The following is a 25,446-nucleotide window of genomic DNA, read 5'->3' on the forward strand; positions in this document are numbered from 1 at the left end:
GCTTTTTCTGGCACGGTCTGCATCGCATGGTGTAGTCGCCATTGAAGATTCATCTGCGTTGGTGACCATCGTCCTGTCTAAGTAGCTCGTTTTGCGAGGCACGGCATGTATTCGAAGAGCCTGACGCGTAGATTGACACGTGAAGTGCAACACCCCGTCATCCGTGATGGTACGCCCAGTGAGGGGATTTAAAACCCAATCTCTTTCTGGGTCTCATATTTAGTTGACGGGCCACTTCATCACAATCAGCCTGGGTAATCTTGCTCATACACATCCCCTTGGGGAAATACTGCCGCAACAGCCCATTGAAATTTTCATTGCTCCCCCTCTCCCACGAGTGGTACGGCGTCGCGAAGTAGCACTTGACGGGGTGAGTCTGCTCGATGACCTGGTAATCATGGAACTCCGTGCCGTTGTCAAAGGTGATCGTCTTGAAGCGCTGTCGGTGCTCGGAGATCGCCATGATCGCCGCCTCGTTGACTTCGGCCATCGAGCGGCTCGTCAGCTTCTTGACGATCGCCATGCCCGTCTTGCGCTCCACCAAGGTCAGTACACAGTGATGCTTGTCCGACCCGATGACTGTGTCACCTTCCCAGTGCCCGATGCGCTGCCTCGACTCCACCTCACGCGGACGCTCACTGATGTGCCGCTTGCCAGGCATCACGCCTCGGTGGTCAATGCTGCGGTAGCGCTTGCGCGCAAACTTCGACATGATCCTCGTATGGCGCCACAGCGTACCGCCCAGCCTGCGGTCTCGCAGGATGTGCCGGTAGATCGTCCGGTAGCTGATCGCCAGTTCCGAGCGCATGCGCAGCGCTCCAGCTATTTGCTCCGGGCTCCACTTCTTGCGCAGCAAGGCATGGATGTAGGCCCAGTCGTCGGCATTGAACAAGCTCCAGCGTCGACATCGCCTTCGCCTCGCTTGCGCGTACTGCTGCGCCTTCGACGGGCGGTACGCCCCGTCATGCCGCGTGGCGTTTCTGGCCACTTCTCTGCTGATCGTCGAGGCACTTCGCCCCATTTCCCGCGCGATCATTCTCATACTCGCGCCACTGCGCAAACGCGTGGAAATGAAGTATCGTTCCTCTCGGGTGAGTTGGTGATACGTCATGTTGCAGCCCCTGTCTTGCCGGAAAGAGGAAGCAGCAGTATCTCCGCTCCCCCACCTTATTCAAAACAGGTGTTGCACTTCGGATGTCAATCCGCGTCAGCCTAACTGGGCGTTCAACGCGGACGCGAAGCTTGTCTGACTTTTGTGGACAGTCAAACCTAACGGAGTGGACGTGAACATCCATCACCGCGCACAGGTCGCGATATGACACGCGAAGTGCATCCACATGACGAACATAAGTGGCATTTCTTCAGCACACTCATAACCGCTCGACGTGCTGAAACGGGCAGTCAACCAGCCCCGTAAGCAAAGCCAGCCCTCATCAGCAAGGACGCACGCATGGACGATGACCTCGACGCCCTCTCCCGCGAAGAGCTGCTTTCAGAAGTCAAAAAGCTGAGGCAGGCGATCCGGGCACACCGTGATGCAACGGGCCATGATCTCTGTTGGCATCACCCTGCGCTCTGGGGTCTCCTGCCTGAGCAAGTCAGCCCCAACATTGCGGTTCCCGCCTGGCCGCAGTTCATTCGGGGGTGCATCCAGTACCGGCAGTCGCTTGATGAACAGGCCCCTGAAGCCCCTCGCACAGACCGTGACTACCCCGCTGCGTGAAAGCGCGCGCCCGTTGGACTACAGTGTGGAGCACGTCAGGCGCCAGACCTGATAACGACCCCACACAGGAGCCAACGCATGTTCAGTCACATCATGGTCGGATCAAACGACATCGAGCGCTCGAAGCGCTTTTACGATGCCGTGCTCGCGGTGCTGGGCGCCGGTGAAGCCGTGCGCAACCAGAACGCCACCGGCCACACGCGGCTTTTCTACCGCCACGATGGCAACACCTTCGGCGTGGTCGAGCCCATCAATGGCGAGCCGGCCACCGTGGCCAACGGTGCCACCATCGGCTTCAAGTGCACGTCGCCCGAGCAGGTGCAGGCCTTTCACGACGTGGCCGTGGCACACGGCGGCAAGTCGATCGAAGACCCGCCCGGCCTGCGCCAGTCGCCCATGGGCTCGCTCTACCTGGCCTATGTGCGCGACCCGGACGGCCACAAGCTCTGCGCCCTCTTCCGGCCTAAGTAAGCCCTAACCCAACTCGTGGGGCCACCATGCTGTACCGGTGCCTGTCGATCTGTGCTGTGCTCTGGCTCGCCTTCGGCGAGGCCTGGGGCGCCGAGCAGCCCATTGAGTTGAACACGCCCACCGGCGTGATCAAGGGCACACTGACCACGCCCGAGCGCGCCGAGCCGGCACCGGTGGTGCTGATCGTCGCCGGGTCGGGCCCAACCGACCGCGACGGCAACTCGGCCATGCTGAAGGGCCCGAACAACAGCTTGAAGCAACTGGCTGCAGCACTGAGCGAGCAAGGCGTGGCTTCGGTGCGCTACGACAAACGCGGCGTGGGTGGCAGCAGCGCAGCCTTGCCTGACCGCACAGCACTGCGGCTGGAAACCTATGTGAGCGATGCCGAAGCCTGGGTGAGGCTGCTGGCTCAAGATGCACGCTTCAACAAGGTGGTGGTGCTGGGGCACAGCGAAGGAGCCTTGATCGGCCTGCTGGCAGCCCAGCACAGCCCGGCGGCAGGCTACGTGTCGCTGGCAGGCTCGGCGCAGCGCGCCTCAGACCTGCTGCGCCGGCAACTGCAGGGGCACATGCCGCCCGAGCTGGCCGAGCAAAACGAAGCCATCCTCACCGCACTGGAAGCCGGCCACACTGTGGCCGATGTGCCGGCGCCGCTGTTGGCGCTGTACCGCCCCAGTGGCCAGCGTTACCTGATGTCGTGGATGTCATACCAGCCAACCGACGAGCTGGCACGTTTGAAGATGCCGTGCCTGATCGTGCAGGGCAGCACCGATATCCAGATCAGGGTGGCCGATGCCGAAGCCCTGCACACCGCCAACCGTGCCTGTGGGCTGAAGGTGATCGATGGCATGAACCACGTCTTGAAGCGGGTGCCGGCCGACCGCCCGCAGCAACTGGCGTCTTACAGTGACCCCACGCTGCCGCTGGCGCCCGAGCTGGTTCAGGCAGTGGCGGCCTTTCTGGCTGCAAAGCCCTAGCCCCCAAAGGAAGCGCACACCGTGCCCAGCTTTTCTACTGCCACCGAGGCAGACATCCCCGCCCTCTGCCATCTGCTGAGCATCCTCTTCACGCAGGAAGCCGAGTTCAAGCCTGACGATGCGGCCCAGCGCCGGGGGCTGGGCATGATCATCGGCAACCCGCAGAGCGGCGCCATTCTGGTGGCACGCGAGGGCACGCAGTTGCTGGCCATGGTGAACCTGCTCTTCACGGTGTCCACCGCCCTGGGTGAGCGTGTGGCCATGCTGGAAGACATGGTGGTGGCACCCGCTGCGCGCGGCACGGGTGTAGGCTCGGCACTGTTGCAACATGCCATTGCCTTTGCTCAGCAACAAGGTGCCCGGCGCATCACCTTGCTGACCGACCACGACAACATGGTCGCCCAGCAGTTTTACGCCAAGGCCGGCTTCACCACGTCACCCATGATCCCCATGCGGCGCCTGCTGCCCCCAGGTGCATGAGGCCCTTGGCCCGCACACCGTTTCACCACCATGTCTCACGCCCTGTTGTTTCGCGAAGTTGAGTTCAGTGCCGTGCGGTCTCAAGGGCCGGGCGGACAGAACGTCAACAAGGTGTCCAGCGCCGTGCACCTGCGCTTTGACATCCAGCGCTCGTCGCTGCCCGAAGCCGTGAAGGAAAGACTGCTGCAGTTGCAGGACCAGCGCATCACCAAGGAAGGTGTGGTGGTCATCAAGGCGCAGTCATCTCGCAGCCGCGACCAGAACAAGGCCGAAGCCCTGGCCCGGCTGGAAGAGCTCATAGCCAAGGCCAGCCATGTGCTGCCACCGCGCCGGCCCACCAAGCCCACCTTCGCATCCAGGCAAAGGCGGCTGGAGTCGAAATCGCTGCGCGCCAGCGTCAAATCAGGTCGAGGCAAGGTACACCTCTGATCTAGGGGGCTGCCGCCGCCCTCGCCTCTTCGTGCATGTGCTGCGCATGACAATGCCGCAACACATACAAAACCCACGGAGAAGCCCCATGGCCACCTTGCTTGACCCCACGTCAAACGAGCAGAAGCACCCCAAGCTCACCAGCGCCGTCATCATTGGCGCCACCACGCCCATCAGCTCCAGGCTGTGGGTGCGTGTGTACCAGCCCGGTCGCTGGGCACTGGTCGTCACCACCCAGCCCTTGACGGGTGACCTGGTGCGGCTCAACAACCAGCCCGTTGCCGACTTCATGGCCAGCCAGGGCGTCCGGCCGGTCTTCATGGGCAGCATCGACATCACGTACGCCAGCAACCTCACAGCTGTATTCGAGGTGAACCCATTGCTGCCCGACACGCGCTACTACTACGCCGTGATCGCCGACACCACCGACGCCAGCGTCGTCCCACGTCGCACGGAAATCGGCGGTGACACGCCGCAGTGCTTCAACACGCCCCCAGCCAGCCCGCGAGAGGTGGTCTTCGGTTTTTACAGCTGCCATGACCACATCAGCGCGGGCGGTGACAGTGGCGCCTGGCCGCACTTTGCCGAGCAACTCAGCGATGCGGGCGCGCACTTCGTGATCGGGGGTGGCGACCAGGCCTATGTGGACACCAATGGCAAGAATGGCTTCCTCGACATCTGGAGCTGGCTGAAGGACAACAAGGCCGCCTTGCTGGAGAAATATGCCCTGGGAGGTGGCCAATACGACGAAGCGGCCATTGAGCAATACCTGCTCAACATCTACCGCTGGTACTACCGGGTTTACTGGGCGGTGCCGGCGCTGCGTGAGGTGTATGAACGCTTCCCGCAGTACATGATCTGGGACGACCACGAGATCATGGATGGCTGGGGCTCGTTGACGAACAAGGAGCGCCGCGCGCGTATTTCCGGCTTTTTTGAAGAGCGCGACAGCAAGACCAACCAGTTGCTTGTGGACTTGATGTGGCGTGCGGCTTGCCGGGCCTATTACGAATACGAGCACAGCCACAACCCGGTCACCCCGGTAGATCTGAACGCCCCCGACAACTGCCAGTGGGACTACGCCTTCCGCCACGGCGATGCGGCCTTTTACGTGCTCGACATGCGCGGCCACCATGATGTCGAGAAGAACAAGGGCAAGAAGGCAAAGGCGGACCCCAACATTTTGTTGGGACAAGCCCAATTCGACCGCTTTTGCGCCTGGCTGCGCAGCCCTGACACCAAGACCGCACGCAGCCTGTTTGTGGTGTCACCGGTGCCCGTGCTGCACTGGGTAGACCGCCTGGTCAACTATGTGGACCTTGGTGAGGCCAAAGACGACTTCATGGACGAATGGGGCCATGAGAGCAACTGGAAGGAACGCAACCAGTTGCTCGACACGGTGTTCAGTGAAGTGGCCAACAGTGGTCGCCCGCTGGTTTTCCTCAGCGGGGATGTGCACTGCGCTTCGGCCTTCAGGCTGCAGCACCGCAAGCACCCAGCGGCGCGCGTCTACCAAGTCACTTCCAGCGCCATCTCACGCAAACCAGCACCCAAAATCAGCCTGCTGGGCATTTCATCAGGCGGCCCCATGGATGGCCACACCGACGTGAGCAGCGAGCGCCTTTACGCCCTCACCGGCAACAAGAATTTCTCGCTGCTCCGGGCTCGCACCAAGGACGATGGGCGGGCCGAAGTGGTGGTGGACTTGCATTGGCCCGGAGGCGAAGAAGGCGAAGTCACCAAACGGCGCTTGGTGCTGGGGTGACAGCGTCGATGCCGGCGGCTTACTCGCCAGCCGGCTTCGGTGCAGGCTCGGGGCTACCGCGGGCCGCGTCGATACCGGCCCCCACAACCTTGCCGGTGACGGTGACACCGGTGCTGACCACCGCCCCCGCCACCGAAATGGCCGCACCCGTTGCGGCACCCGCCACTTCAACCACGGCGCAGCCACCCAGGCTGGCGCCCAGCAACAACGCGGCGGCTACAGACATCCAGAAACGAATGGGCTTCACAGGTGCTTTCTTCAAGAGGAACGCCATTTTCAACCGGATTGGGCTTGCTGAGGCACCAACAGCACCAGGGCACTGTGCAAAGTATGGCTAACGTCACACAAGGGCTGTAAGCTGAAGTAAGCATCACAGCAAGGGGAATGACATGGGATTTTTCGACCCCATTGCCGGGCAGGTACTGAACTCGCTGTCCGGAGCCGGTAGCAATAACGGGCAGCAATCTGCCCTGATCGAGGCCATTGGCGGCCTGCTGAACAACCAGCAAGGCGGTTTGGCCGGGCTGGTGTCGGCCTTTGAGCAGCAAGGGCTGGGCGGCATCATCGGCTCGTGGGTGGGAACCGGGCAGAACCAGGCGATCTCAGCGGATCAACTGCAGTCGGTGCTGGGCAATGGGCAGATTCAGGCCATGGCGGAAAAGCTGGGGCTGTCGCCCGACGCGCTCTCGGGGCACCTGACCGAACTGCTGCCACAGGTGATCGACAAGCTCACCCCGGGCGGGAACGTGCCGGAAGCCGGTGCGTTGGGCGGCTTGCTGGACCTGCTCAAAGGCAGTGCCACTTGAAAAGTTGAGCCTTGAAACAAAAAAGCCCAGCTCTTGCGAACTGGGCTTTTTGTTTTGATCAGATGGTGCCGGAGAAAGGAATCGAACCCTCGACCTTCTCATTACGAATGAGCTGCTCTACCGACTGAGCTACACCGGCGTCCAAGCTTTTAATTCTAGCATGGGTTTTTAAGGCCCATGCATACGTGAAAACGCGCTTATTGAGCTTCGCGGTGGTAAGCCGTGACGCGCTCGACTTCGTTCTTCGAGCCCAGCACCACGCTCACACGTTCGTGCAACTGCGACGGTTGCACTTCCATGATGCGCTGCAGGCCGTTGGTAGACGCGCCGCCAGCCTGTTCGATCAGGAAGCTCATGGGGTTGGCTTCGTACATCAGGCGCAGCTTGCCGGGCTTGTTCGGCTCGCGCTTGTCCCAGGGGTACATGAAGATGCCGCCACGGGTCATGATGCGGTGCACGTCGGCCACCATGGAGGCGATCCAGCGCATGTTGAAGTCTTTGCCGCGCGGGCCTTCCTGGCCCTGCAGACATTCGTCGATGTAGCGCTTGACCGGGGGGGCCCAGTGGCGCATGTTCGACATGTTGATGGCAAATTCCTTGGTGTCTTCCGGAATGCGCACCTTGTCTTCAGTCATGACCCAAGCGCCTTGCTCGCGGTCCAGCGTGAACATGACCACGCCCTGCCCCACGGTCAGCACCAGGGTAGTTTGCGGGCCGTAGACACAGTAGCCAGCAGCGACTTGGGCGGTGCCAGGCTGCAGGAAGCTATCGTTGCTGACGGGGCCGCCTTGGTGCTTGAGCACCGAGAAGATGGTGCCGATGCTGACGTTCACGTCGATGTTGCTGGAGCCGTCGAGCGGATCGAACAGCAGCAGGAATTCACCTTGGGGATAACGGTTGGGCACGGCGTGCATGTCGGTCATTTCTTCCGACGCCATGCCGGCCAGGTGGCCGCCCCATTCGTTGGCTTCGATCAGCACTTCGTTGGCGATGATGTCCAGCTTCTTCTGAACTTCGCCTTGCACGTTTTCGCTGCCAGCGGTGCCGAGCACTTCACCCAGGGCGCCCTTGTTGACGCTGATGGCGATGCGCTTGCAGGCGCGGGCCACCACTTCAATGAGCAGGCGCAGCTGCGGCGGCAACTGGGCCGCGCCCCGCTGCTGCTCGATCAGGTACTGCGTGAGACTGATGTGTTTGGTCATGAAAAAGACTCTTGTGGAATGTGGATTCGTTGACGCCTTCAGGCCTGCAGCGCGCGGGTCACGATTTCGCGCACGTCGTCCGACAACTCTGGGCGCGAGGCCACGCGGTTGAGGGCTTCACGGGCTGCTGAGCGGTAAGGCTCGGCCAAGCGGCTCCAGTGGTCCAGCGCGCGCGCCAGACGGGCTGCGAGCTGCGGGTTCATGGCATCGACCTCGATGACGCGGTCAGCCCAGAACACGTAGCCACCCGCATCAGGACGGTGGAAGGCAGCTGGGTTCATCTGACACAGGGCCATCAGCAGGCTGCGGGCGCGGTTGGGCGTGCGCAGCGTGAAATCGGGGTGCTGCATCAGGGCCTTCACGCGGGCAAAGACCTGGCCGTCCTTTTCCGGGGCGGTGGCCTGCAGGGCAAACCACTTGTCGATGACCAGGGCTTCGTTGCGGAACAACTCATGGAAGCGCTGCAGAGCCGCGCCAGCCAGCTCGCTGTGCGCATTCACCAGGGCGCTGAGCGCACCCAGGCGGTCGGTCATGTTGGTGGCGTCCTTGAAGCGCTGGTAGGCGCGGCCCGGCCAGATCGGGTTGGCACGCACCACGCCGTCGAGCGTCAGCATCATCAAGGCCTGGTTGGCCAGGGCACGGCGGCCCATGCTGACCGCGTCGGGCGTGTAGCCGCCGTTGTCGTGGTGGGCTTCAAAGGCCCAGGCCCAGTCTTCATGCAGGGCATGCGCCAGCTGCAGCTTCATGCTTTCGCGGGCAGCGTGGATGCGCTGCGGGTCGACCACTTCGAGCTGCTCGGCAATGTAGCTTTCGCTCGGCAGCGTCAGCACCAGGTCCTTGAAGGCAGCGTCCAGCTCGGGGTTGCGCAGGATGTGGCGCATGGCGCTCACAAAGCGGCCATCCAACTCGACGTGGCCACCGGCGTGCACACCGGCCAGCAGACGGCTCAGGGCCAGCTTCTGGCCAGCTTCCCAGCGGTTGAAGGGGTCACGGTCGTGCGACAGCAGCGTGAAGAGCTCGTCGTCACCCAGGTTGGCTTCGAGCACCACCGGGGCCGAGAAGCCCTGCAGCAGCGAGGGCACCGGTTTGACCGGCACATGCACGAAGGTGAAGGTCTGCTCGGCTTCCGACAGCACCAGCACGGTGTGCGGGCCAATCGGCATGGCATCGCCTTCCTGGTGCAGGGTGATATGGCGACCGTCATCGGCCACCAGGCCCATGGCCACCGGAATCACGCACGGTGCCTTGGCAGGCTGGCCCGGGGTGGCGGGGCAACTCTGGCGCAGGCGCAGGGTATAGACGTGGTTCTCTGCGTCGTATTGGCCTTCGGCCTCGACGCGGGGCGTACCGGCCTGGGCATACCAGTTCTTGAACTGGGGCAGGCGGCGGGCGAGTTCGGATTCGGGGTTGGCGTCGGCAATGGCCTGGGCGAAGTCATCGCAGGTGACGGCGTGGCCATCGTGGCGATCGAAATACAGCCACATGCCCTTGCGGAAGCCTTCTTCACCCACCAGGGTGTGCATCATGCGCACCACTTCCGCGCCCTTTTCATAGACGGTGGCGGTGTAGAAGTTGTCGATGGCCATGTAGCTGTCAGGACGCACCGGGTGGGCCATCGGGCCCGCATCTTCGGGGAACTGCAGCTGACGCAGGTTGCGCACGTCTTCAATGCGCTTGACGGCACGGGCGCTGGAGCTGCCGGCCATGTCCATGCTGAACTGCTGGTCGCGGAAGACGGTGAGGCCTTCCTTGAGCGACAGCTGGAACCAGTCACGGCAGGTGACGCGGTTGCCGGTCCAGTTGTGGAAGTATTCGTGGGCGACCACGCTTTCGACGTTGGCGAAGTCGACATCTGTGGCCGTGGCCGGGTTGGCCAGCACGAACTTGGTGTTGAAGATGTTCAACCCCTTGTTCTCCATGGCGCCCATGTTGAAGTCGCTGACGGCAACGATCATGAATCGTTCCAGGTCCAGGCTGAGGCCGAACTTGGCCTCGTCCCAGACGATGGAGGCGATGAGGGAATTCATCGCGTGCTCGGTCTTGTCCAGGTCACCGGCGCGCACATAGATCTGCAGCAGGTGGTCCTTGCCGGAGCGGGTGCGGATGCGCTGCTCACGGCGCACCAGGTCAGCCGCGACCAGGGCGAACAGGTAGCAGGGCTTCGGGTGCGGGTCGACCCACACGGCGTAGTGCTTGCCGTTTTCCAGCGGGCCTTCTTCCACCAGGTTGCCGTTGGACAGCAGCACGGGGTACTTGGTCTTGTCCGCCTTCAGGGTCACCTTGTAGGTGGCCATGACATCGGGGCGGTCCAGGAAATAGGTGACGCGGCGGAAACCCAGGGCTTCGCACTGCGTGAAGAAGCCGTTGCTGCTGGTGTAGAGGCCAGACAGTTGGGTGTTCTTCTCGGGCGAGCAGGTGGTGCGGATCTCCAGCGTGAAAGGCTGCTCCGGCAGGTTGTCCAGCACCAGCTGCTGGTCTTCCACCCGGAACGACACCGACTCGCCATCAACCAGCACACGGGTGAGGTTCAGGTCTTCGCCGTCCAGGCGCAGCGGACCGGCGGGTTGGCCGGGGTTGCGCTCCAGGGTCATGCGGTTGATGACCAGGGTCTTGGCCGGGTCCAGATCAAAGGTCAGGTCGACCGTCTTGATCCAGAACGCCGGGGCCGCGTAGTCTTCGCGGCGAATCAGAGGGGCAGTGCCTTCACGCATGGGGAGATCTCTCAGATGCCTTGTTTCAGGCTGGCTTCGATGAACTGGTCCAGGTCACCGTCCAGCACCTTCTGGGTATTGGAAATTTCCACGTTCGTACGCAGGTCCTTGATGCGGCTCTGGTCGAGCACATACGAGCGAATCTGGTGACCCCAACCCACATCGGTCTTGGTGTCTTCCAGTTTCTGCTGTGCTTCCATGCGCTTGCGCATCTCGTAGTCATACAGACGAGAGCGCAGACGGCGCCAGGCCACGTCGCGGTTGCTGTGTTGCGAACGGCTGTCCTGACATTGCACCACGATCCCGGTCGGAATGTGTGTCAGACGCACGGCAGAGTCGGTCTTGTTGATGTGCTGACCACCCGCGCCCGAGGCACGGTAGGTGTCGGTGCGCACATCAGCCGGGTTGATGTCGATCTCGATCGAATCATCGATCTCCGGGTAGACGAACACGGAAGCGAACGAGGTGTGACGGCCACCGGAGGAGTCGAACGGCGACTTGCGGACCAGGCGGTGCACGCCGGTTTCAGTGCGCAGGAAGCCAAAGGCGTACTCGCCTTCCACCTTGATGGTGGCGCTCTTGATGCCGGCGGTGTCCCCGTCGGTGAGGTCTTCCACCGTGGCGGTGAAACCCTTGCGTTCGCAATAGCGCACGTACTGGCGCAGCAGCATGCTGGCCCAGTCGCAGGCTTCGGTGCCACCGGCGCCAGCCTGGATGTCGATGAAGCAGTTGCTCGGGTCGGCAGGGTTGCTGAACATGCGGCGGAACTCGAGGTTCTCGACGTCACTCAGCAGGGTTTGCACATCGTCGAAGATGGCTTGCAGGCCGGCTTCGTCGCCCTCTTCTTTCGACATCTCGAAGAGTTCGCCGTTGTCGGCCAGATTGGTGGTCAGGTGGCTGATGACCACGACCACGTCTTCAAGGGCTTTCTTTTCCTTGCCCAGGGCTTGTGCGCGCTTGGGGTCGTTCCAGACAGACGGGTCTTCGAGTTCAGCGTTGACTTCAGCGAGGCGGCGGGACTTTTCGTCCCAGTCAAAGATACCCCCGAAGGTCGGCCGTCCGCTGGGACAGGTCGGCAATTTGGGCGCCCAGGGCGTTGATGTGTTCGATATCCATGGTGTGATCCAGTCAGAAATACAGGTAGGCGGCGTGCTGCGCCAAATCGCCGTATTTTCTCATGCGACCGGGCCGAGAAAGTCACCAATGTGTGCAGCCAACTCGGCAGGCTGGTCATGGTGCAACATGTGACCGGCCTCCTGGATGGTTTCCACACGGAAATCAGGCACCAGTTGCAGGCGTTCGAGGAACTCTTCCCTGCTGTATTTGGCGTTGAAGAGGAAGAAATACAGGGTCTGCGCCCCTTCGACGAAAAGCACCGGCACGCTGATGCGCTGGAAAAAGGCCTTGACCTCTTCCACCCGGTACAAAAAGGGTTGCGGTTTCTTGTGGGCGGGGTCGGCGTTGATGACCCAGCGGCCGTTTTCCTGCCGAGCCCAGCTGGCGGCCAGCCACAAGGCAAACTCGTTTCGCAGGCGCGGGTTGGTGGCCTGCAGGCGGGCGGCCACTTCTTCGACGCTGGCGTAGTCCTTCATGCGAGATGGTGAGCGGATGTCGTCGAGCCACTTGACGTAGCGGTCAGGCGCCTCGTCGGCCTGGGTGGCCGGCATGCCAAAGCCTTCGAGGTTGACCAGCTTGCGGATGCGCGACGAACGCACACCGGTGTAGAGCATGACGACGTTGCCGCCCATGCTGTGGCCGAGCAGGTCGACGGGGTGATCGGGCGACAGGGCGTCGATGACGGCATCGAGGTCGCCCAGGTAATCAGCGAAGAAATAGCAGTCGCCCTGGGGCACTTCGGTGAGGCCGAAACCACGCCAGTCCAGCGCCACGATGGGACGCTCGGCCCACCCCGGCCGCTGCCGCAATTCGTCGACCATGAACTGGAAGGACGCGCCCACATCCATCCAGCCATGCACCATGACCAGCAGCGGCTGTTCGGGGGTAGCCAGGCTGAGGTCACCCCAGACATGGAGGTGGTAACGCAAGCCTCGCACAGAGAGGAATTCGGACCGTGCCGGATATCGGGGTGAGTAGCTCATCTGTCAGGATCGGGGTGATTCGTGAATTTGTTCCTGTGTCCGCGCCCCTGCCTGAGGGGATGTGCCAACACTGCCGTTGCACATCATGCGCGATTCGACAATTTTTCACATAAGCTGGCACCACAACTGATCCGTGTTTTCCTGTGACTGCGCCTGAACCCGACACCCCTCTGCCGAGCTCCGGCACCCTGCCGGTTCCCGCTCTGGGTCGCTTTGGCCCCCTGGCTGCGGCCGTGGCTGCGGTGACGCTCACGGGTATTGGGCTGATGGCCTGGTCACACACCAGTTGGCTGGCCTTGCAAGAGCGCGGGCATGCCTTTGACAGCCAGTTGGCGGACGTGCGCCACCAGACGCAAAAGGGCCGGTGGCTCGTTGAAGAGTTGCTGGTCGACCACAGGCTGATTGACGAACAGCAGGTCAGCTCAGCCATTGAGCATGCACAGGCCTCTGCCGCCACCCTGTCTGAACACGCCCCTGACAGCCTGAAGCCCAATCTGGTGGCACTGCAGCAAAACCTGACGGACGCGGGCAAGTTGTTCCTGCAGCGGCGCAGCCTGCCACTGGATGTGGCGGCTCAACAGGTGATGGGCGCTCTGGAAACGGTTGACCACGCGGCCGATCAGGCCGCCACCCAGTGGCAGGGTGTGATGAGCCAGCAGTTGCAGCAGCAACGCGAGCTGGACATCATCAACATGGCCATCATGCTCACGCTGACGGGGGGCCTGCTTTACCTGATCTACAAGGCCTACCGGCAGCGTGAAGCCGCGACCAGCGCGCTGATTCACCGTGAAACCGAGTTGCAGGCCTTTGCCAATGCCCTGCCGGATGTGGCCTTCCTGCTCGACAAGAGCGGGCGCTATGCCCACATTTTTGGCAACAACAGCACGGCACTGCTGGGCCGCCCGAAAAGCCAGATGATCGGCAGACCGATCAGCGACTTTTTCCCGCCTGCCGCGACGGCCTTGTTCATGGGCGTGATCACCAAGACGCTGGAGACCCGCCAGACCCAGGCGCTGAGCTACCCGCTGCGGGTGATGGGTGGCGTGCGGCACTTCGACAGCCGCTGCGCCCCTGTTGGCGACACGGACCGCGTGGTCTGGATGATCTGGGATGTGACTGCGCGCCGCCGTGCCGAGCAGCGCCTCGTGCACATGACACGGCTGTACGACTTCCTCAGCCAGATCAACCAGGCCATTGTGTGGTCAACCACCGAGCCGGACCTGATTGCCCATGTCTGTCGATCTGCTCGCGAACATGGCCGTTTCAAGAAGGCCTGGGTGGCCCTCTGTGATTTCGATGACAAGTTCATGCTGCATGAGGCCATGCCGCCGGCTGACATGGACGACCCCATCATCGTGTCCTTCTGCCGCGAACGCACGGCCTTGCTGGACAGTGCGCCAATCAGCGAAGCGCTGTTCAGTGGCAGCATCTTCCACACAACCGATCTGGCGCAAGTGCCGCAACGCCCGGCCTGGGCCGAAATGGCGCTGTCTCAGGGCCTGGCAGGCTGCGCCGTCGTACCGCTGCGCCGTGACCAGGAGCTGGTGGGCCACCTGGTGCTGCTCGACACCCAACTCAACGCCCAGGATCAGGACGAAAAGGCACTGTTCGAAGAAATTGCCAACGACCTGGCTTTTGCGCTGACCAACCTGCACCGCGAGTCCTTGCGGGTGATCGCCGAAGAGCGCATCCGCCTGCATGCGGCGGCACTGGAGAGCACGCGCGACGGCATGATCGTGCTGGACCGCGCCAAGCAGATCGTGTCCATCAACCCGGCGTTCACCGACATCACGGGCTACACCGAAGACGACGTGGTCGGCAGCACCCCCGAATTCCTCTTCGCCGAGAACCCCCAGGAAGTGGTGCAGACCATCCGCGCCGGGCTCAACCACAGCGATGCCTGGCAAGGCGAGGTGTGGAGCCGCCGCAAGAATGGAGAGCTGTTCATGAACAAGCTGTCCGTCAGTGCGGTGCACAACCCGCGTGGCAAGCCCACCCACTTCGTGGCCGTGATGACGGACATCACCCAGCTCAAGGAAACCGAGGCCCGGCTGGCGCGCATGGCGCATTTCGACACGCTCACCGGGTTGCCGAACCGCGCCATGATCCACGACCGGCTCAGCCACGCCGTCAACCTGGCGCAGCGCCATCACACCCTGGTCGGGGTGATCTTTGTTGACCTCGACAACTTCAAGGTGGTCAACGACGGCCTGGGCCATGCCGCTGGCGACAACCTGCTGCAACAGGTTGCCCAGCGTCTGCGCGACCGGGTGCGCCAGGAAGACACGCTGGGGCGCCTGGGCGGCGACGAGTTCCTGCTGGTGCTCGAGCACCTGCGTCACCCGCAGCAGGCGGCCCACGTGGCGCAGGCCATTTTGCAAACACTCAATGAGCCCTTCACGCTGGAGGGCGGGCAGCAGGTCTATGTGCGCGCCAGCATCGGTATCAGCCTGTTCCCCGACGACAGCCGTGACCCGGCCGAGCTGATCCGCGATGCCGACGCGGCGATGTATGAATCGAAGCGCCGTGGCCGCAACAGCTTCAGCTTTTTCACCCAGTCTTTCACCAGCGATGCCACCCACCGCCTGCAGCTGGAAACCCGCCTGCGCCGGGCCGTGGAGCATGGCGAGTTCGTGCTGCACTACCAGCCGCAGGTCCGTTTGAGCGACAACCGCGTGGTGGCGCTGGAAGCCCTGGTGAGACTGAAATCACCCGACGGGGGCGCAGACACCCTGCCCGCCATCGGGCCGACCGAGTTCATTCCAGTGATGGAAGACACCGGCATGATCGTGCCGCTGAGCGAGTGGGTGCTGATGGAGGCCTGCCGCCAAGGCAAGGTGTGGCTGGACGCCGGCATGGAGTTCGGCCGCCTGTCGGTGAACCTGTCACCCAGCGAAATCCGTCGTGGCGGGGTGGTCGAGCGGGTGTCACGCATCCTGAGTCAGACCGGCCTGCCGGCCGAGCGGCTGGAACTGGAGATCACCGAAAGCGGGTTGATGGAATCCAGCGTGGGGGCCGAGCAGTTCCTGCACATGCTGCATGACCTGGGGGTGTCCCTGTCGATCGACGATTTCGGCACGGGCTACTCGTCGCTGGCCTATCTGAAGCGCTTCCCGGTGCACCAGTTGAAGATCGACCGCAGCTTCATCCAGGACTTGCCCGGCAATGCCAGCGATGCCCAGTTGGTGCAGACCATGATTTCACTGGCGCGGGGCCTGAACCTCAGCGTGGTGGCCGAGGGCGTGGAAATGCCGGACCAGGAAACCTTCCTGCACGCGATGGGCTGCGATGTGGTGCAGGGCTATCTGTACAGCCGGCCCGTGCCACCGATCCAGGTCGAGGCCTTGCTGCAAAACGGGTTTGCCAACAAAAAAAGCACGATCGTTCGATAATGGCCGCTCTGCATTCAATCTGAAGGAAGCGCATGAGCGATCACGCTGCACGCACGAGTGTCCTGGAACTGCTGAACGGCCGCCAGATATTGGCCAGCCGCGTCAGCTACCAACTGACCCCGGACTGGGAGCAAGGCCGCACGATCTTTGGCGGCATCCTCTCGGCCCTGGCTGCCCAGGCCATGCGCGATGTGTGCGGTGCCGACTGGCCCCTGCGCGCCCTGCAGACAAACTTCGTCGGACCGGTGTCGTCCGGTATGGTCCACGTCGACATCACCTTGCTGAGGCAAGGCAAGAACGTGCGCCAGGTCAAGGCCCAGATCCTCCAGGCTGGCCCGGACGGACAGGAACAGGTCAGCGGGGTGCTGCTGGGCGTGTTTGGCACAGGTCGTGACTCGAAGTTGACCCCCTTGTCGCCGGCCCAACCGGCGGTGGCCCATGCACCCGAGCAATCGATGCGCATGCCGGTGATCCCGGGCCTGACGCCCAACTTCACCCAGCACCTGGAAATGCATCTTGCCGAGGGTGCTCTGCCCTTCACAGGCAGTGGCAACTGGGCCAGCCGTTATCACCTGCGCATCGCCGATGGGGCTGAACTGGATGCCGAGCTGACGGCCATCATCCTCACGGATGCGGGGCCCACCCCGGCCTTGTCGCTGGCCAATGGCTTTGCGCCGGCCAGTTCGGTGTCGTGGGCGCTGGAACTGCGCCCCATCGAACTGCAGGACCGCGCCGGCCTGTGGCGCCTGGACCAGGACACCATCGTGTATGGCGAGGGCTACGCCAATGACCGCGCCCACCTGTGGACGCCGGAAGGACAACTGGCCGCGCTGGGCTATCAGGTGGTGGCGGTTTATGCCTGAACGGGATGTGGCTGACAGCATGGCGGACAGCGGCTTGAGCCGGCCGCACTCGCTTGCGGAGCTGTTCTGGGCCTTCACCTGGCTGGCCATGCAGGGCTTCGGCGGGGTGATTGCCGTGGCGCAGCGCGAACTGTGCGAACAGCGCCGCTGGCTGACCGCCAAGGAGTTTGTCGAGCTGCTGGGCACGGCCCAGGTGCTGCCCGGCCCGAACGTGTGCAACCTGTCGCTCATGATCGGGGACCGCTTCTATGGCTGGCGGGGCGCCTGTGCCGCCCTGGCCGGGATGATGACGATGCCCCTGGTGGTGATGCTGTTGCTGGCCTGGCTGGTGGGGCAGGCTCCGGATGCGTCCGGTGTGCAAGGCGCCATCAAAGGTGCGCTGGGCGGCATTGCTGCCGTGGCCGCTGGCCAGGTGGTGGGCACCGTGCTGAAGCTGGCCGCGCCCTTGCGCGAGCACCCGCTGACCTGGCCCGTGTGCGTGGCCCTGGCCGCAGCTGCCTTTGGCATGATGGCTTTGCTGCACTGGTCACTGATCTGGGTGCTGCTGGGTCTGGGCGGATGCGCCTGTGCCTGGACCTATGTGGTCCTTCGTCAACAGCAGGTGCGCGCATGAGTGCCGACATCGCAGCCCAGGCCAGCCACGCCGTGTCGCCACTGGTGTGGAACCCCGAAGCCTGGCTCGCCCTGTTCGAGCATTTCGTGTCGCTGTCGCTGATGTCGATTGGCGGAGCCATCACGCTGGTAGCCGACATGCACCGCCGACTGGTGCTGGAGAGCGGCTTGCTGAGCGAAGCCGACTTCACGGCTGCCGTGGCGCTGGCCCAGGCCGCACCAGGGCCGAATGTGCTGTTCGTGTCATTGATGGGCTGGTACAGCGCTGGTCTGGGTGGGGCGCTGGTGAGCACCTTCGGCATGATGCTGCCATCGACCACGCTGACGATGGCCGCCTCACGCTGGGTATCTACCCGCCGGCAATGGCTGAGCGTGCAGGCCTTTCAGGCCGGCATGGTGCCGGTCACGGTGGGGCTGCTCGTCGCCACGGGCTGGACCCTCGCCCCCTCGACCGGGCACCCTGTGGCCCTGGCCCTGAGTGCCGTGGTAGCACTGCTGGTATGGCGCACCAAGGTGCCCTTGATTGCCCTGGTCGGCGCAGGGGCTGTGCTCGGTGCCCTGGGCTGGATTTAGACTAAGCCTCATGAGTACCGAGATCGTGATCACGCACCGGCCGGAAGCTGGTTGTTTCGAGGCCATCGTCGACGGCCACCGCTGTGTGGCCGACTACCAGGTGCAGGGCCAGGTGATGCACATGACCCACACCTTCGTGTCACCCGCGCTGGAAGGGCGTGGCATCGCCGCTGCGCTGGTCAAGGCCGCCCTGAGTTGGGCGCGCACCCAGGGCTACAAGGTGAACCCGGTGTGCAGCTATGTCGCGGTCTACCTGCGACGGCACCCGGAGTGGTCGGACCTGAGCTGACGCTCCGGCCCGACCAGGGGCGTCAGCAACGCCAGAACTGCCCCAGGGCACGTGCCATGCGTTGCGCCGCACCACGGTGGCGCTGAGCAAAGGCCTGCGCAGCCTCGACCATGTCGGGCTGACGCTCGGTGCGGATGATGCTGTCTGCCTCATTGAGGGCCTCGGTGAAGGTCTGCACCCGAACGCCCGCTCCCGCCTCGATGCTGAGCGCTGCCGCCTCTGCAAAGTTGAAGGTGTGCGGCCCCATCACCATGGGGCAGCCACAGGCGGCCGCCTCGATGAGGTTCTGCCCACCCAGTGGCGCAAAGCTGCCACCCAGCAAGGCCACCTTGGCCGCAGCGTAATACGCAGCCATTTCGCCCATGCTGTCACCCAGCCAGACGTCCGCAGCCAGGGCTGCAGCATCAGGGCGCCCGCCTTCCCATGTGCTGCGCCGTGACAGGCTCAGCCCCTTGTCGGTGATGAGCCTGGCCACCTCATCAAACCGCTGCGGGTGACGCGGCACGATCATCAACCTGGGCAGATGGGCCTGGTCAAACGGCAGGCCATGCCACTCGGCGTGGTGTGTGCCCCAGTCGTCCAGCAAGTCCTGCTCTTCGCCTTCACGGGTCACGGCGGCGAGGATGATGGGGCGCGTGTCGGCGGCAGCCCAGTCAAGGCCACGTTCGATCAACTCTGGTTCAGGCGAGATGTCGAACTTGACGTTGCCACAGACCTGCACCTGCGACACGCCTGCCAGTCGCAGGCGTTCCGCATCGGCATCGGTTTGCGCCAGCGCCAGCGCCAGGCTGTGTGCGGCCGGCCGCAGGAGCGCAGCAAAGCGCTGGCCCTGACGCAGGCTCTTGTCGCTCAGACGCGCATTGGCCAACACCATGGGCACACCCAGCTTGCCGGCCTCGTGCAGCACATTGGGCCAGATCTCGGTTTCCATCAGCACGCCCAGGTTCGGGGTGTGCGCGCGCAAAAAGCGGCGCACGGCACCCGGGGTGTCGTAAGGCAACCAGGTCTGCAGGTCCGAGCCCTGCAGCAGCGCCCGACCGGCTTCCATGCCCGTGGCCGTGCTGTGGGTCAGCAGCAGCCGCATGCCCGGCAACTGGGCCCGCAAGGCCGCCACCAAGGGGCGCGCCGCCAGGGTCTCGCCCAGCGACACCGCATGCACCCACACCAGCGGGGCGTGTGCCGCCGAGGCATCGGTGCGGGCCAGGGCGATCTGCGCGCGGTAGCCGGGCTCATAGCTGCCCAGACGCGCAGGCCAGTGGGCCCGGTACAAGGGCTCGGCCTTGCCGCGCCGCCACAGGCGCAAAAGGTAGAAAGGCGTGAGAGATCGCAGCAGCAGGCTGTAGGCCTGCCGCGCCAGCAAACTTTGGACTGTCACGGATTCAGTGTCCTGCTCCGATGTGGGCATCCGGCTTCACCGCCAGAATGGCCGCCATGAAGTGGGCACGGATGCGTTCCAGCGCTTCAGGCGTGTGGCCTTCAAAGCGCAGCACCAGCACTGGGGTGGTGTTCGATGCACGCACCAGGCCAAAGCCGTCGTCATAGTCAGCGCGCAGGCCATCGATGGTGGTCACCTCGCGGGCCCCCTCAAAGGTGGCGGTTTCACGCAGTTTCTCGACCACGGCATGGTGCTCGCCTTCGGCGCAAGGCACGTTCAGCTCAGGGGTGCTGTAGCTGGTGGGCAAGGCGTTGAGCACCGCGCTGGGGTCGGCCACCTTGCTGAGGATTTCCAGCAGGCGCCCGGCGGTGTACATGGCGTCGTCGAAGCCATACCAGCGCTCGGAGAAGAAGATGTGGCCACTCATCTCGCCGGCAAACGGTGCACCGGTTTCCTTGAGCTTGGCCTTCACGAGCGAGTGGCCAGTCTTGTACATCACAGGCACGCCGCCGGCTTCACGCACGGTCTGGGCCAGACGCTGACTGCACTTCACGTCGAAGATGATCTGGCCGCCAGGCACCCGAGCAAGGATGTCTCGCGCAAACAGCATGATCTGACGGTCCGGGAAGATGTTGTTGCCTTCACGGGTGACCACACCCAGGCGGTCGCCGTCACCGTCAAAGGCCAGCCCCAACTCGGCACCATGCTGCTGGACGGCGGCAATCAGGTCCTTGAGGTTTTCCGGCTTGGACGGATCAGGATGGTGGTTGGGGAAGTCGCCATCGACTTCCGAGAACAGCTCGATGACTTCGCAACCCAGGGCGCGCAGGATGCCGGGGGCCGAAGCGCCCGGGATGCCATTGCCCGAATCGACCACGATCTTCATGGGGCGTGCCAGCTTGCAGTCACCCACAATGCGCTGCGTGTATTCGGCCAGCACGTTCAACTCGGTGACGCTGCCCTGCCCTTGCGCATAGTCTTCAGCCTCGATGCGCTGGCGCAGGCCCTGGATGTCATCGCCATAAATGGCACGGCCGGCCAGCACCATCTTGAAGCCGTTGTAGTCCTTGGGGTTGTGGCTGCCGGTGACCTGGATACCACTGTGGCACCCCACCTCCGCACGCGTGGCTGCCACGTAATACAGCATGGGGGTGGTCACGGCGCCCAGATCGATCACGTTGATGCCGGTAGATTGCAGGCCCTTGATCAGGGCGGCACTCAGTGCCGGTCCAGACAGACGACCGTCTCGGCCCACGGCCACGGCCTTCTCGCCCAGCTTCAGCGCCTCGGTGCCAAACGCACGCCCAAGATGCTCGGCCAGGGTCTCGTCGAGGGTCTGCCCGACGATGCCACGGATGTCGTAGGCCTTGAAGATCGAAGCGGCGGCTTGCATGGTGATCCTTTGCTGAATTGAATTGTTGTCGCGACACGGCCCTCCCGGAGGCTGTGCCCACCCGCAATTCTAGAGACCGTATGCACACGGGTCGTGACAGTTCCGGCTACGATCCCCCGATACGGATGTTCAACTGCGGCCACGCGGCCACCCGCCATGTCCGAAATCCATTCTCGACACGGTGCCCAACGCACCGCGCCCTACACGGCACAGACTGTGTGGACCTCCCCCTTGGGTGCCCTGCGCCTGGCGCGTACCGCCTGCGGGCTGGCAGGGGCGTGGTTTGTCGGCCAGAAAGACGACCCCGGCGTGCTGCCCGATGTGGCCATCGCACCCGATGACCCCTTGCTGGCGGAAGCCGTTGTGCAGCTTGATGCCTATTGGCGCGGCCAGCGCCAACAGTTCGACCTGCCGCTGGACCTGATGGGTACCCCTTTTCAGCGCAGGGTCTGGCAAGCGCTGCTGCACATTCCCTTCGGGCAGTGTGGACACTATGGCGACATCGCCATGCACCTGGGGCAACCCAAGGCCAGCAGGGCGGTGGGTGGGGCCATTGGACGCAACCCAATCTCGGTGATCGTGCCGTGTCACCGGGTGATTGGCCAGAATGGCACCCTGACCGGCTATTCCGGCGGCATGCCCCGCAAGGTGGCGCTGCTGCAGTTGGAAGGCCACATGCTTGCTACTGATCGACTCTTATAACGAAGGAAGACAACAGATGAGCAGTTCCACCGCAACCCAGGCGCCTCGCTGGCATTGGGAGGACTTCACCGATGGTCTGACCATGGAGTTCGGCCCCAAGGTGGTTGACCGTGACGAGGTCATCCGCTTCGCCACCGACTTCGACCCCCAGCCCTTCCACCTCAGCGAAGAGGCCGGCAAGGCCTCGCTGTTTGGTGGACTGGCAGCCAGTGGCTGGCACACGGCCGGCATGGTGATGCGCATGATGTGCGATGGCTTTTTGCTCGACTCCAGCAGCCTCGGCTCGCCCGGCCTGGAAAGCCTGAAATGGATCAAACCGGTGATGGTGGGTGACCAATTGCGCGCCCGCATGATCGTGCTCGGCTCACGGGCCATGAAGAGCAAGCCCCACGTGGGTCTGGTCAACACCCGCTGGGAAGCAGTCAACCAGCGTGACGAGGTGGTCATGACCATCGAAAGCTGGGCCATGTTCCGCCGCCGCGAACCTGCCGCCCCCGAGCAGGCCAGCTGACACCGACACCGACACCGACATGCTGTCGGTTTTGTCGTGATCCGCACAGCCCTGCTGCAGGGCCGCATGCAGCCAAACCCTTGATTTGGCTGACTTTTTGATCTGGCACAAGTCTCGCAAGCCTCTTTTCTGCCTGATGCAGGCGTGACAGGAGTCGACCATGCTGGATGTGGCCATTGTCGGTGGAGGACTGTGCGGACTGACCCTTGCACACAGCCTGCAGGCTGCGGGTCAGGTTGACTGGCGCCTGTTCGAGTCGCGCCCGCGACTGGGAGGGCGCGTGCTCACGGTCAAGGCCCAGGATGGCACCCCCATTGACCTGGGTGCCACCTGGTTCTGGCCATCGACGCAGCCGGCCATGACCCGACTGGTTCAGGACCTGGGTCTGCACAGCGTCGAACAGATTGACGATGGCCGGGTGCTGCACCTGCATGACCCCAACCGAACCCCTGAGCCGGTTGCCCTGACAGCCCAGCTCACCCCCGCACTGGAGGCATCTGACCCGGCCCAGCCCGGCTTCGTCCACGGCGGGGCGCGGCGGGTGGTGGGTGGCATGGCGGCCGTGATCGACGCGATTGCCCGCCCTTTGCCGGAAGCCCGCCTGCGTCTGGATCACCAAGTGGAAGCCATCATGGACCGCGGCGACCATGTCGAGCTGCATGTCCGCCATGGTGATGCCCTCTACGCCATGTACGCCCGCCGTGTGGTGCTGGCCTTGCCACCTCGAGTGGCCATGGCCAGTGTGCGCTTCGACCCACCGCTGGATGACGATCTGCAATCGGCCATGCAGGCCACGCCGACCTGGATGGCCACGGCCGCCAAGGCGGGCTACGCCTATCGCCAGGCCTTCTGGCGCGACAAAGGCCTGACCGGCAACGCATGGGTGACCCACGCTCAGGCCATGCTGGCCGAGGTGTTCGATGCCTGCGGCCCGGAAGCCGGTGACCAGACCTACCCTGGCGCAGCACTGGCCGGTTTTGCCGCGCTGAGCAGCCATGACCGCACCCGCTTCACGCTGGGCCTGAGCCTGTTGCTGGAAAGCCAGGTAGTGCAACTATTCGGGCAGGAGGCCGCTGACCCGGCCTTGCTGGTGGAGCAGGTCTGGCACGACTGGGCCACCGAACCGCAAACCTGCACCCCGACCGATGTAGCCGAAGAAAGTTGGGGCGGTGGGCACCCCAGCTATGGCGACCCCTTGCTGGCTGAGGCCCACTGGCAGAACAAGCTCTTTCTGGGCGGCAGCGAAACCGCGCGCCATGGTGGCGGCTACCTGGAAGGGGCACTCAGTGCCACGGCACGGCTGCGCCGTCAGTTGCTGAGCCTGCGCACCACGTCTGCCACAGCCGAGCAAGCCCATGGAGCCACAGCATGAGGCTGCAACTGGATCGCCCGCAGGTGCTGGCCCTGACCAGCCAGTTTCCCGAGCTGGATGGCTTGCAGGAGCAACTCAAGTTCGGTCACCGCATCGAGTTGCGCACCCGCCAGTTGCCGGTGGAAGCCCTGGAATTTCTGGCGGGTCTGTATGAGCAGACTGGCCGAGCCCTGTCAGGACGGGCGGCGCAGTTGCGCGGCCTGGTCCAGGCCTTGAAACACCCCTTGCCACGCTTTCAGGCGGGTGACCCGCTGGAGTCGGTGCTGCCGGCCCTGGTGCGTTTCATGGCGGACGGCGCAGAGCGGGGTTGGCTGTTTGCGGCCAACGTGGATGGCAAACCCCTGCCCTGGGTGCCGACCCGCATCGACTACGTGATCGGCAGCTCGGAGGAGCTGGGCAAGGTCATGGTCGAACTCAAGGCCCATGCACGGGCCACACTGGTGTCGCAGTCGCTGCGCATCACCGAGTCTGACCTCGCGGGCCACACCATCGCTGAAATCCTGGCGGCCAAGGGTTTTCTGAAAGAGACCCCGGACCTGCTGGCTGCCTATGACGCCTCGGTCAGCCGCTACTTCGAATGGCGGGGCCGCTATGGCGGCCAGTTCGCAGGCCAGGGCACGGGCTTCACCGCAGAAGACCCGACAGCCACCCACCGTGACAACGACTGGACCCGCAAGGACCAGATCATCCTCAATGCAGCCGGGGGCGCGGCTCGCCTGGTGAACGATGAAGGCATTCTGCCGCCGCGCAACATGGGGCTCGACTCCACGGGCGACATCCTCGCGCCCTACCTGCGCCGTGCGGCCAAGAGCAGTGACTACGACTACGAAGAAGAGGTCAAGGCGATCAATGCCGCCCTGCCACCGCAACTCTTCAAGGCGCTGCCCGTGCACGCCTATCTGTTTCTCTTCCACCTGGATCTGCACCAGCACCTGTGGGTGCATGCGGACGACATCGAGCTGTATGCCTACCAGCCTGGGTTGAAGCAAAAGCTGGTGCTGCCACCGGAGCAAACGGACCTGATCGACATCCTCACCGCCGAGATGGACGTGCTGCAGGACGATGTGGTGGCGGGCAAAGGTGGCGGCACCACCGTGCTGTGCGCCGGGCCGCCGGGCGTGGGCAAGACCCTCACAGCCGAGGTCTATGCCGAAGTGACCGGCCGCCCGCTCTACCGCGTGCACTCGGGCCAGCTGGGCCTGAGCGTGGCAGCCATGGAAACGGCGCTGAAGGAAGCCCTCACACGCGCCCAGCGCTGGGGGGCCGTCATGCTGATCGACGAGGCCGATGTATACATCCGCAAGCGCAGTGACGATATCGCCGCCAATGCCGTGGTCGGGGTGTTTCTGCGGGTGCTGGAGTATTTCGACGGCCTGCTGTTTCTCACGACCAACCGGATTGACGACATCGATGAAGCCATCGTGTCACGCTGCATTGCCTTGATCCGCTACCACGCGCCCGACGCGCAGGCCCGTCAGCGCATCTGGCAGGTGATGTCCGAGCAGTTCGAACTGAAGCTGGACGAGGCCACCCTGGCCGGCCTGGCCATGACCTACCCGCAAGCCAGTGGGCGGGACATCAAGGGGCTGGCCAAGCTGGTGGCGAAGTACTGCCAGCACAAGCAGCTGGCACCCAGCCTGGCGGTGTTTGCCCGCTGTGCGATGTTCCGGGCACTGGAGCCTGAGGCGGCCTGAAGAGAGG

The 25,446-nt window shown here is 63.7% G+C and carries 23 protein-coding genes and 1 tRNA gene; 15 read left to right on the top strand and 9 right to left on the bottom strand.

The features are described from left to right. Positions 1 to 157: 157 nt before the first annotated feature. Positions 158 to 1,111, bottom strand: coding sequence for an IS30 family transposase (locus ACE3PH_RS02600; RefSeq protein WP_374316246.1), 954 nt, complete (start codon positions 1,109 to 1,111; stop codon positions 158 to 160). 690 nt (positions 1,112 to 1,801) lie between these two features. Between ACE3PH_RS02600 and ACE3PH_RS02605 the strand changes: the two genes are divergently transcribed. From ACE3PH_RS02605 to ACE3PH_RS02625, 5 genes are all read left to right on the top strand, one after another. Next, a complete protein-coding gene (locus tag ACE3PH_RS02605) occupies positions 1,802 to 2,194 on the top strand; it encodes a VOC family protein (protein ID WP_374316248.1) in 393 nt (130 codons plus the stop codon). A 26-nt stretch (positions 2,195 to 2,220) separates the two neighbouring features. After that, entirely contained in the window at positions 2,221 to 3,171 is a 951-nt protein-coding gene (locus tag ACE3PH_RS02610; protein WP_374316250.1) for an alpha/beta hydrolase, read from the top strand. 21 nt (positions 3,172 to 3,192) lie between these two features. Continuing rightward, positions 3,193 to 3,651, top strand: a complete 459-nt coding sequence (locus ACE3PH_RS02615; protein ID WP_374316252.1) for a GNAT family N-acetyltransferase — start codon at positions 3,193 to 3,195, stop codon at positions 3,649 to 3,651. A 30-nt stretch (positions 3,652 to 3,681) separates the two neighbouring features. Continuing rightward, entirely contained in the window at positions 3,682 to 4,080 is a 399-nt protein-coding gene (gene arfB / locus ACE3PH_RS02620; RefSeq protein ID WP_374316254.1) for an alternative ribosome rescue aminoacyl-tRNA hydrolase ArfB, read from the top strand. A gap of 88 nt (positions 4,081 to 4,168) precedes the next feature. Beyond that, positions 4,169 to 5,845 (top strand): alkaline phosphatase D family protein, encoded by a 1,677-nt coding sequence (locus tag ACE3PH_RS02625; protein WP_374316256.1) that lies wholly within the window; start codon positions 4,169 to 4,171, stop codon positions 5,843 to 5,845. A gap of 19 nt (positions 5,846 to 5,864) precedes the next feature. On the opposite strand, the gene ACE3PH_RS02630 is transcribed toward ACE3PH_RS02625, so the two are convergent. After that, positions 5,865 to 6,107 carry a hypothetical protein gene (locus tag ACE3PH_RS02630; protein WP_374316258.1) on the bottom strand — a complete coding sequence of 81 codons (243 nt, stop codon included), beginning with the start codon at positions 6,105 to 6,107 and terminating at the stop codon, positions 5,865 to 5,867. 127 nt (positions 6,108 to 6,234) lie between these two features. Between ACE3PH_RS02630 and ACE3PH_RS02635 the strand changes: the two genes are divergently transcribed. Beyond that, positions 6,235 to 6,651, top strand: a complete 417-nt coding sequence (locus tag ACE3PH_RS02635; protein WP_374316260.1) for a YidB family protein — start codon at positions 6,235 to 6,237, stop codon at positions 6,649 to 6,651. 63 nt (positions 6,652 to 6,714) lie between these two features. Here ACE3PH_RS02635 and ACE3PH_RS02640 read toward each other — a convergent pair. From ACE3PH_RS02640 to ACE3PH_RS02660, 5 genes are all read right to left on the bottom strand, one after another. Further along, positions 6,715 to 6,790, bottom strand: a tRNA-Thr gene (locus ACE3PH_RS02640). 58 nt (positions 6,791 to 6,848) lie between these two features. Continuing rightward, positions 6,849 to 7,853 carry a class 1 fructose-bisphosphatase gene (locus tag ACE3PH_RS02645; RefSeq protein WP_374316262.1) on the bottom strand — a complete coding sequence of 335 codons (1,005 nt, stop codon included), beginning with the start codon at positions 7,851 to 7,853 and terminating at the stop codon, positions 6,849 to 6,851. A 38-nt stretch (positions 7,854 to 7,891) separates the two neighbouring features. After that, positions 7,892 to 10,564, bottom strand: a complete 2,673-nt coding sequence (gene pepN / locus ACE3PH_RS02650) for an aminopeptidase N (protein WP_374316264.1) — start codon at positions 10,562 to 10,564, stop codon at positions 7,892 to 7,894. A gap of 11 nt (positions 10,565 to 10,575) precedes the next feature. Continuing rightward, positions 10,576 to 11,680, bottom strand: a protein-coding gene (gene prfB / locus ACE3PH_RS02655) for a peptide chain release factor 2 (RefSeq protein WP_374316266.1) whose coding sequence is annotated in 2 segments (ribosomal slippage) — positions 10,576 to 11,598 and positions 11,600 to 11,680 — 1,104 coding nt in all. Because the reading frame shifts where the segments join, the coding sequence is not laid out codon by codon here. Between the two features lie 59 nt (positions 11,681 to 11,739). Next, positions 11,740 to 12,663 carry an alpha/beta fold hydrolase gene (locus ACE3PH_RS02660; protein WP_374316268.1) on the bottom strand — a complete coding sequence of 308 codons (924 nt, stop codon included), beginning with the start codon at positions 12,661 to 12,663 and terminating at the stop codon, positions 11,740 to 11,742. A gap of 143 nt (positions 12,664 to 12,806) precedes the next feature. On the opposite strand from ACE3PH_RS02660, the gene ACE3PH_RS02665 reads away from it, so the two are divergent. The 5 genes from ACE3PH_RS02665 to ACE3PH_RS02685 are packed head-to-tail and all read left to right on the top strand — an operon-like array spanning position 12,807 to position 18,392. Then, the gene (locus ACE3PH_RS02665; RefSeq protein WP_374316270.1) at positions 12,807 to 16,055 is read left to right on the top strand and encodes an EAL domain-containing protein; all 3,249 of its coding nucleotides are present in this window, start codon (positions 12,807 to 12,809) and stop codon (positions 16,053 to 16,055) included. Positions 16,056 to 16,087: 32 nt separating this feature from the next. Next, on the top strand, positions 16,088 to 16,918 hold the full coding sequence (locus tag ACE3PH_RS02670) for an acyl-CoA thioesterase (RefSeq protein ID WP_374316272.1): 831 nt from the start codon (positions 16,088 to 16,090) through the stop codon (positions 16,916 to 16,918). Next, entirely contained in the window at positions 16,911 to 17,531 is a 621-nt protein-coding gene (locus ACE3PH_RS02675; RefSeq protein ID WP_374316274.1) for a chromate transporter, read from the top strand. Before ACE3PH_RS02670 ends, ACE3PH_RS02675 begins: the two co-directional genes overlap by 8 nt. Continuing rightward, the gene (locus ACE3PH_RS02680) at positions 17,528 to 18,103 is read left to right on the top strand and encodes a chromate transporter (RefSeq protein WP_374316276.1); all 576 of its coding nucleotides are present in this window, start codon (positions 17,528 to 17,530) and stop codon (positions 18,101 to 18,103) included. Before ACE3PH_RS02675 ends, ACE3PH_RS02680 begins: the two co-directional genes overlap by 4 nt. A 10-nt stretch (positions 18,104 to 18,113) precedes the next feature. After that, positions 18,114 to 18,392, top strand: a complete 279-nt coding sequence (locus tag ACE3PH_RS02685; protein WP_374316278.1) for a GNAT family N-acetyltransferase — start codon at positions 18,114 to 18,116, stop codon at positions 18,390 to 18,392. Between the two features lie 22 nt (positions 18,393 to 18,414). On the opposite strand, the gene ACE3PH_RS02690 is transcribed toward ACE3PH_RS02685, so the two are convergent. Then, a complete protein-coding gene (locus ACE3PH_RS02690; RefSeq protein WP_374316280.1) occupies positions 18,415 to 19,767 on the bottom strand; it encodes a 3-deoxy-D-manno-octulosonic acid transferase in 1,353 nt (450 codons plus the stop codon). A gap of 4 nt (positions 19,768 to 19,771) precedes the next feature. After that, positions 19,772 to 21,160: a phosphomannomutase/phosphoglucomutase gene (locus tag ACE3PH_RS02695; protein ID WP_374316282.1), complete on the bottom strand. Its 1,389-nt coding sequence runs from the start codon at positions 21,158 to 21,160 to the stop codon at positions 19,772 to 19,774. 156 nt (positions 21,161 to 21,316) lie between these two features. Between ACE3PH_RS02695 and ACE3PH_RS02700 the strand changes: the two genes are divergently transcribed. The 4 genes from ACE3PH_RS02700 to ACE3PH_RS02715 all read left to right on the top strand — a co-directional run bounded on the left by ACE3PH_RS02700 (position 21,317) and on the right by ACE3PH_RS02715 (position 25,439). Then, positions 21,317 to 21,862, top strand: coding sequence for a methylated-DNA--[protein]-cysteine S-methyltransferase (locus ACE3PH_RS02700; protein WP_374316284.1), 546 nt, complete (start codon positions 21,317 to 21,319; stop codon positions 21,860 to 21,862). Positions 21,863 to 21,878: 16 nt separating this feature from the next. Next, entirely contained in the window at positions 21,879 to 22,373 is a 495-nt protein-coding gene (locus ACE3PH_RS02705; protein WP_374316286.1) for a MaoC family dehydratase, read from the top strand. A gap of 160 nt (positions 22,374 to 22,533) precedes the next feature. After that, positions 22,534 to 23,745: a flavin monoamine oxidase family protein gene (locus ACE3PH_RS02710; protein ID WP_374316288.1), complete on the top strand. Its 1,212-nt coding sequence runs from the start codon at positions 22,534 to 22,536 to the stop codon at positions 23,743 to 23,745. Next, positions 23,742 to 25,439, top strand: a complete 1,698-nt coding sequence (locus tag ACE3PH_RS02715) for an AAA family ATPase (RefSeq protein ID WP_374316290.1) — start codon at positions 23,742 to 23,744, stop codon at positions 25,437 to 25,439. The genes ACE3PH_RS02710 and ACE3PH_RS02715 overlap by 4 nt, the downstream gene beginning before the upstream one ends. Positions 25,440 to 25,446 lie beyond the last annotated feature (7 nt).

The organism is Aquabacterium sp. (genome assembly GCF_041909175.1).
In the GTDB taxonomy this organism is placed as follows: Bacteria; Pseudomonadota; Gammaproteobacteria; order Burkholderiales; family Burkholderiaceae_C; genus Aquabacterium.

What these genes read in the sequence shown, in the direction of transcription:
- ACE3PH_RS02600 (WP_374316246.1), bottom strand. Translation starts at nt 1,111, where the DNA reads ATGACGTATCACCAACTCACCCGAGAGGAACGATACTTCATTTCCACG.
- ACE3PH_RS02605 (WP_374316248.1), top strand. Translation starts at nt 1,802, where the DNA reads ATGTTCAGTCACATCATGGTCGGATCAAACGACATCGAGCGCTCGAAG.
- ACE3PH_RS02610 (WP_374316250.1), top strand. Translation starts at nt 2,221, where the DNA reads ATGCTGTACCGGTGCCTGTCGATCTGTGCTGTGCTCTGGCTCGCCTTC.
- arfB (WP_374316254.1), top strand. Translation starts at nt 3,682, where the DNA reads ATGTCTCACGCCCTGTTGTTTCGCGAAGTTGAGTTCAGTGCCGTGCGG.
- ACE3PH_RS02625 (WP_374316256.1), top strand. Translation starts at nt 4,169, where the DNA reads ATGGCCACCTTGCTTGACCCCACGTCAAACGAGCAGAAGCACCCCAAG.
- ACE3PH_RS02635 (WP_374316260.1), top strand. Translation starts at nt 6,235, where the DNA reads ATGGGATTTTTCGACCCCATTGCCGGGCAGGTACTGAACTCGCTGTCC.
- ACE3PH_RS02645 (WP_374316262.1), bottom strand. Translation starts at nt 7,853, where the DNA reads ATGACCAAACACATCAGTCTCACGCAGTACCTGATCGAGCAGCAGCGG.
- pepN (WP_374316264.1), bottom strand. Translation starts at nt 10,564, where the DNA reads ATGCGTGAAGGCACTGCCCCTCTGATTCGCCGCGAAGACTACGCGGCC.
- ACE3PH_RS02660 (WP_374316268.1), bottom strand. Translation starts at nt 12,663, where the DNA reads ATGAGCTACTCACCCCGATATCCGGCACGGTCCGAATTCCTCTCTGTG.
- ACE3PH_RS02670 (WP_374316272.1), top strand. Translation starts at nt 16,088, where the DNA reads ATGAGCGATCACGCTGCACGCACGAGTGTCCTGGAACTGCTGAACGGC.
- ACE3PH_RS02675 (WP_374316274.1), top strand. Translation starts at nt 16,911, where the DNA reads ATGCCTGAACGGGATGTGGCTGACAGCATGGCGGACAGCGGCTTGAGC.
- ACE3PH_RS02680 (WP_374316276.1), top strand. Translation starts at nt 17,528, where the DNA reads ATGAGTGCCGACATCGCAGCCCAGGCCAGCCACGCCGTGTCGCCACTG.
- ACE3PH_RS02685 (WP_374316278.1), top strand. Translation starts at nt 18,114, where the DNA reads ATGAGTACCGAGATCGTGATCACGCACCGGCCGGAAGCTGGTTGTTTC.
- ACE3PH_RS02695 (WP_374316282.1), bottom strand. Translation starts at nt 21,160, where the DNA reads ATGCAAGCCGCCGCTTCGATCTTCAAGGCCTACGACATCCGTGGCATC.
- ACE3PH_RS02700 (WP_374316284.1), top strand. Translation starts at nt 21,317, where the DNA reads ATGTCCGAAATCCATTCTCGACACGGTGCCCAACGCACCGCGCCCTAC.
- ACE3PH_RS02705 (WP_374316286.1), top strand. Translation starts at nt 21,879, where the DNA reads ATGAGCAGTTCCACCGCAACCCAGGCGCCTCGCTGGCATTGGGAGGAC.
- ACE3PH_RS02710 (WP_374316288.1), top strand. Translation starts at nt 22,534, where the DNA reads ATGCTGGATGTGGCCATTGTCGGTGGAGGACTGTGCGGACTGACCCTT.
- ACE3PH_RS02715 (WP_374316290.1), top strand. Translation starts at nt 23,742, where the DNA reads ATGAGGCTGCAACTGGATCGCCCGCAGGTGCTGGCCCTGACCAGCCAG.